This is a genomic window from Verrucomicrobiota bacterium (assembly GCA_016871535.1).
GTDB lineage: Bacteria > Verrucomicrobiota > Verrucomicrobiia > Limisphaerales > SIBE01 > VHCZ01.
Genome location: VHCZ01000355.1, coordinates 1 through 5,234, shown reverse-complemented (window position 1 = coordinate 5,234; position 5,234 = coordinate 1). Strand labels below are relative to the sequence as shown.

The window sequence follows — 5,234 nt, the reverse complement described above, 5'->3', positions numbered from 1 at the left end:
GCAGGTTCAAGTCCTGCTAAGCGCACCACTTAGTCTCCGTGCCACGCTCCCGCGTCTTTCATGTATTGAACCCACCACTCGTAATCGGCCCGTAGCATGGCATCCAACTCTTCCTGTGTCTCGATGCGCTTAAAGTAATAACAGGTCTTGCCTCGAATCCGCTTCTTCCGATCCATGTCCAACACCCATAGAACGTCGCTCGGCTCCTCCTCCTCAACCAAATATTTGTATCGCCGCCAGCACTTTGCCACGGGGAATAACTTGAATGCCCTGAGAGGATGACTGGGTTGGAGCTCGCGATTGAAGAAGTCGATGACGTCATCCACGACCGCCAAAGGAATGGATTCCCACGCGTCGTTGTAATTGATCTTCGGTTGCATGCCTTGACGTGCGTGCTTCATGCCGACCATTGATTGGACAGCCTAATCGCCGCCTTTTAAGGGGGCATGCTGGAAAAATATCGTTGCCTTGGGGCTTGTCCACGAAATAGTTTCACAAAAAAGGAGGTCAAATATGGAACCAGCAAAGGCTGCAAAGCGTGATGCCACGCTCATCATTCCCAATCCCAAAGCCAAGGGCAGTGACAGCAAGGTCCAGCGGGCGGCTCACGCTTTCATTGCTGCGTGATTTGATGCTCAATTTCTCCGACGGCGAGCTCAGCCTGACCGCCGCGCTATTAGCGGGTGCCGGGTCCATGATGCCGCGCCGGTCGCTTTTCCCAGAAAAGAGAACGTTTAGAGAGGCTCGGAAAATTTCTGCCGTGTCACCGTCTCACCGCCGCCGAGGTGGGCGAAGCGGAAGGGCATGGGCGAGGAAGCCATTCAGCATTGTCGATCGTACGCATTGGAGGCGGAGCGGAAGATGGGACAGATGCTCCTGGAGACGGAGAGGGCGAAGCCGCCCGGTGACAACCAACACAAGAAACAGGATCGGTCACAGCGCATAACCGAAGCTCCCATACTTTCCGAGCTTGGCCTGACGAATCGCGAGTCAGCGGAGGCGCAACTGCTGGCTGATCTTTCCGACGAGGACTTCGAGAAGATCAAGGCTGGGAAGAAAACCTTCGGAAGCCCCACAGTGGAACAGAAGTGGAACAGAGAACAGTTTAGAGTTGGAAGTTTGAGCCTCAAAAATGTCATCCAATAACAGAAAATCCATTGATTGTATTGGCTTAAAGTGAGTTGGTGCCAGAGGAGGGATTTGAACCCCCGACCAAAGGCTTATGAGTCCTCTGCTCTACCCCTGAGCTACTCTGGCAACCTCGAACCCTGAAGGCTGGCCGTGCCGAACGCGAGGGACTCCGATCACTCCACCGTGTTCGCAAACGCCGATTTCAGTCAGGGCGCGGATATTAATCTCCGCTCAAAATTGGCGACAAGCAATTTCGCGTGCCGGCGCGAGCACTCCACCAGGAGCGCATGGATTCAGACCAGTTGCCAAAGCAATTTCCAACAAGGTGGGGCAAACCGGCCGATTTGTTGCGAGGTCCGGAAAGCCGTTTGGTCACCTTCTCCGAATGCTTCCGGCAATCACGCCAGAGCCAGTCATCACCTGACTAGACTTTCGGCGGCGCGCCGGTTCAAATGGGGCTCGCGATGCAGGCCGCGCCGCAAAAACTCAACCCAAACGGCCCGCCCACGACAAAGGGCGTTGCTGCCGAGAAACTCACCGCGCAGGAAATCAGCGCGACGGGCGATCCTTTTCCCATCCGATTGCTCGTGGTCGCCCTCGCGTTGACCGCGCTTCTGTTGGGCTGGCTGGCGTGGAAGGCTCTGGCGCCGGCGGCCAGCACGGCTCCGCTGCAGCAGCCCGATTGGTTGTGGGGCACCGGCCTGCTCTCGGTTTTGTCTCTGTGCGCCTGGCTGGTGGTGATTCGGGACATCCAACGGTGGCGCCGGACTTTGATCCAAACGCTGGCTGACGAAAAGGCCGCGCAGGAAGCGCTCCGGGAGTCTCGAGCGTTCTACGCCTCCCTGGTCGATGTCTTGCCACAAAGCATTTTCCGCAAGGATTTGCAGGGGCGCTTCACCTTCGGGAACAAAAAGTTCTGCGCGATGCTTCGCAAACCGTTGGAGGAAATCGTCGGCAAAACCGATCTTGATTTCTTTCCAGCCGAGTTCGCCGAGAAGTATCGAAAAGACGATCAAGCGGTCATTTCGAGCGGCAAGGTCTTCGAGACGGTGGAGGAGCACCTGACGCCGCAAGGGACGCGGCTGTTCGTGAATGTGGTCAAGACGCCCATCTATGATTCGCGGTGGAAGATCATCGGAATCCAGGCGATTTTTTGGGACGTCACCGAACGCAAGCTCGCCGAGGAAGCGCTGGCGCAAAAGGCGGACGAACTCGCGCGTTCCAACGCCGAGCTGGAACAATTCGCGTATGTCGCCTCGCAGGATCTCCAGGAACCGCTTCGGATGGTCGCGAGTTACACGCAACTCCTGGCGCGGCGATACCGGGAGAAACTGGAGGGCGACGCGTTGGAGTTCATCCAATATGCCGTGGACGGCGCCAACCGGATGCAGCAATTGATCAATGATTTGCTGGCCTATTCCAGGGTGGGATCAAAGGGGCAGGAATTCGCGAGCGTGGATTGCACGTCGGTCTTGGGGCAGACAATTGCCAATCTGCGTGAGCGAATCGAAGAGACCGGCGCGATTGTGACGAACGATGACTTGCCAACCGTTCAAGGCGACGCTACACAACTGGCTCAACTTTTCCAGAATTTGATCAGCAACGCGCTTAAGTTTCGCGGGTCGGAAGCTCCTCAAGTCCATGTGTCGGCGTCGCAACGGAATCGTTCCACCGCCGGTCCGGAGGCCGAATGGCTTTTCTCGGTGCGAGACAATGGCATCGGGATTGATCCGCAGTTTTCGGAGCGTATTTTCGTGATTTTCCAACGCCTCCACACCCAGGCGCAATACCCCGGCACAGGCATCGGCCTGGCCATTTGCAGGAAGATTGTCGAACGTCACGGCGGCCGGATTTGGGTGGAATCCCAACTCGGCCAGGGTGCGACGTTCTTTTTCACCCTCCCGACTAACCCTCAAGCGAATGAAGAGAGTTCAACCCAACGGCAGACCCATCGAAATCCTTCTGGTTGAGGAAGCGCGGGCGACGTGCGCCTGACGCAGGAGTCCCTCAAAGAGAGCAAGGTCCGGAACAACCTGATGGTTGTGACGGATGGGATTGAAGCGATGGCGTATCTGAAAGGCCAGAAGGGCTACGCGGATGCGCCCCGCCCCGCCCTGATCCTGCTGGATTTGAATTTACCCAAAATGGATGGCCGCCAGGTCTTGTCCGAAATCAAAGCCGACCCGAATTGAAGCGGATTCCCGTCGTGATCCTCACTACCTCCAGGGCCGAGGAAGACATCATCCGCACCTACAATCTGCACGCGAATTGTTACATCACCAAACCGGTGAACCTGGACCAATTCATGAAGGTCGTCCGCGCGATCGAGGATTTCTGGCTGACGATTGCCAAACTGCCGCCGGAATGACCTTCCTCCACGGAAAACCAGCAATTCTCACTATGGACTCCTTTCGTGGCGTCGAATCTTCCCACGGTAGGGCGAGTCCGTCCCGGCGAGCCGAGGCCGACGTCTTGGGAACACGTTGGAATCGGCTCGCTGGGGACAGGCTCGCCCTACCGAAGTCAAACTGAGCAAAACCCTCCGCTCAAAGTTTTGCTCGTGGAGGATAATCCAGGCGATGCCTGGTTGCTCCGGGATCTCTTGAATCGCGCCGGAGCACGAAATTTCCAAATCGTCCACGTCGAAACTTTGAAGGCGGCGTTGGAGCAGATGAGGGAGAGCGAGCCAGACATCATTTTGCTCGATCTTTCGCTCCCGGATGCGCACGGGCAGGAAACGGTGACCCTCAGTCCTGATTTTCACTTTTGATTCGCTTCCCAAGCAATTATGCTTCGCGCATGAAAAGGTTGATTTCGATTCTGGGGCTGGCGTTGGTGTTGACGGGTTGTGCGACGGCACGGGTTGATTGGAACAGCCGCGTGGGAAGTTACACCTACGATCAGGCCGTGCTGGACATGGGGCCGGCGGAACGGTCCGAAACCTTGTCGGACGGAACCAAAGTGGCCGAATGGATGCTCAGCCGCGGCTATGCCCGAGGCACGATGACTTCCTTTGGCGGGTATTATTCCTACGGTTACCCGGGGATTCATTACTACACCGAACAACCGTCCCCGGATCACCTTATCCGGCTGACGTTCTCCAAAGCGGGCGTGTTGCAAGCCTGGAGGAAGGTGCTGAAGTGAAGGGGGCCTTCGTCGTAACGCAGACTTGCAGTCAGCATCACCCGAAATCCTCGCGGAGCCCGCAAATCCTCTCGTCCTCGATTGCCGCGATTACGAGGACGACGAGGACGAAAAAATTTGCGCGGCGCGCGATGATTTCGAGCGATACTGATGGGATTCAACTCCGCGCACTCTGCGGCTGGCGGCTGGCGACTCTGTGCTTCCCTTCCGTCTTGAAGCCTGCTTTACTCCCGTCCATGAACGTTGACGTTGGCATCTGGGGCAAACTCAACCGGCTCGTCACAGTGCTGCTCCTGATCGCGGTGGTTATTGGCGTGGCGATCTGGTATCTCCCGGTCATCAAAAACAACGAAGCAATGCGCAAGGAGATTCTGAACCTGGCCGCGCAGGTTCGCCAGGAGGAAGAGATTGCCCGGCGCCTGGAAACGCGGATCAAAGCTCTCAAGAATGATCCCAAGGCCTTGGAGCGCGTCGCGCGGGAGAAGCTCGGCTACGTCAAGCCGGGCGAGACCATGATCCGATTTATCGATCCGCCTGCCCTGGGCGGCCCTTCGAATTGAGCCAAGGGGGATCCTCACGTCATTCGCGGACTTTTTCCCTGGCTGGTGGAGCGACGCTCCCACGATCTGATCAGTATCTGGGATCTGGCAAAATCCGCTTCTACATGCATCAGGCGACCAAGGAAAGCTTCACAATGAAGGGTAGGGCGAGCCTGTCCCCAGCGAGCCGAATCAAAGGTGTTCCAAACCCGTCGAGCGGCTCGCCGGGACGGACTCGCCCTACCGGGTTCATGGGGGTGGGAGCATCGTTGAGGCTTTCCACGTCCCACGATCTGAACGGGGGACCCAAAAGGTGAGATGCGGACCCTAAGTGGTCCGTTTCGTAAATACGCTCACGTTCGTTGCGCCCAATTTGGCCTGGGGCAAGGCGCGACGAGCGAGCATCCCCCGCCAGTGGGG

General features: G+C 57.3%; 5 protein-coding genes, 1 tRNA gene and 1 pseudogene. 5 read left to right on the top strand and 2 right to left on the bottom strand.

Annotated features, from left to right (window positions below; all coding sequences use genetic code 11):
• Positions 1-29: 29 nt before the first annotated feature.
• Both FJ398_25875 and FJ398_25870 read right to left on the bottom strand, forming a co-directional pair.
• A complete protein-coding gene (locus FJ398_25875; protein ID MBM3841317.1) occupies positions 30-401 on the bottom strand; it encodes a hypothetical protein in 372 nt (123 codons plus the stop codon).
• A 781-nt stretch (positions 402-1,182) separates the two neighbouring features.
• Positions 1,183-1,257 (bottom strand) — tRNA-Met (locus FJ398_25870).
• A gap of 326 nt (positions 1,258-1,583) precedes the next feature.
• Here FJ398_25870 and FJ398_25865 point away from each other — a divergent pair.
• The 5 genes and pseudogenes from FJ398_25865 to FJ398_25845 all read left to right on the top strand — a co-directional run bounded on the left by FJ398_25865 (position 1,584) and on the right by FJ398_25845 (position 5,131).
• On the top strand, positions 1,584-3,101 hold the full coding sequence (locus FJ398_25865) for a PAS domain S-box protein (GenBank protein ID MBM3841316.1): 1,518 nt from the start codon (positions 1,584-1,586) through the stop codon (positions 3,099-3,101).
• Positions 3,102-3,167: 66 nt separating this feature from the next.
• Positions 3,168-3,499, top strand: a pseudogene (locus tag FJ398_25860) (response regulator).
• Between the two features lie 45 nt (positions 3,500-3,544).
• Positions 3,545-3,901 (top strand): response regulator, encoded by a 357-nt coding sequence (locus FJ398_25855; protein MBM3841315.1) that lies wholly within the window; start codon positions 3,545-3,547, stop codon positions 3,899-3,901.
• Between the two features lie 199 nt (positions 3,902-4,100).
• The gene (locus tag FJ398_25850; GenBank protein MBM3841314.1) at positions 4,101-4,835 is read left to right on the top strand and encodes a septum formation initiator family protein; all 735 of its coding nucleotides are present in this window, start codon (positions 4,101-4,103) and stop codon (positions 4,833-4,835) included.
• 104 nt (positions 4,836-4,939) lie between these two features.
• A complete protein-coding gene (locus FJ398_25845) occupies positions 4,940-5,131 on the top strand; it encodes a hypothetical protein (protein ID MBM3841313.1) in 192 nt (63 codons plus the stop codon).
• Positions 5,132-5,234: the final 103 nt, after the last annotated feature.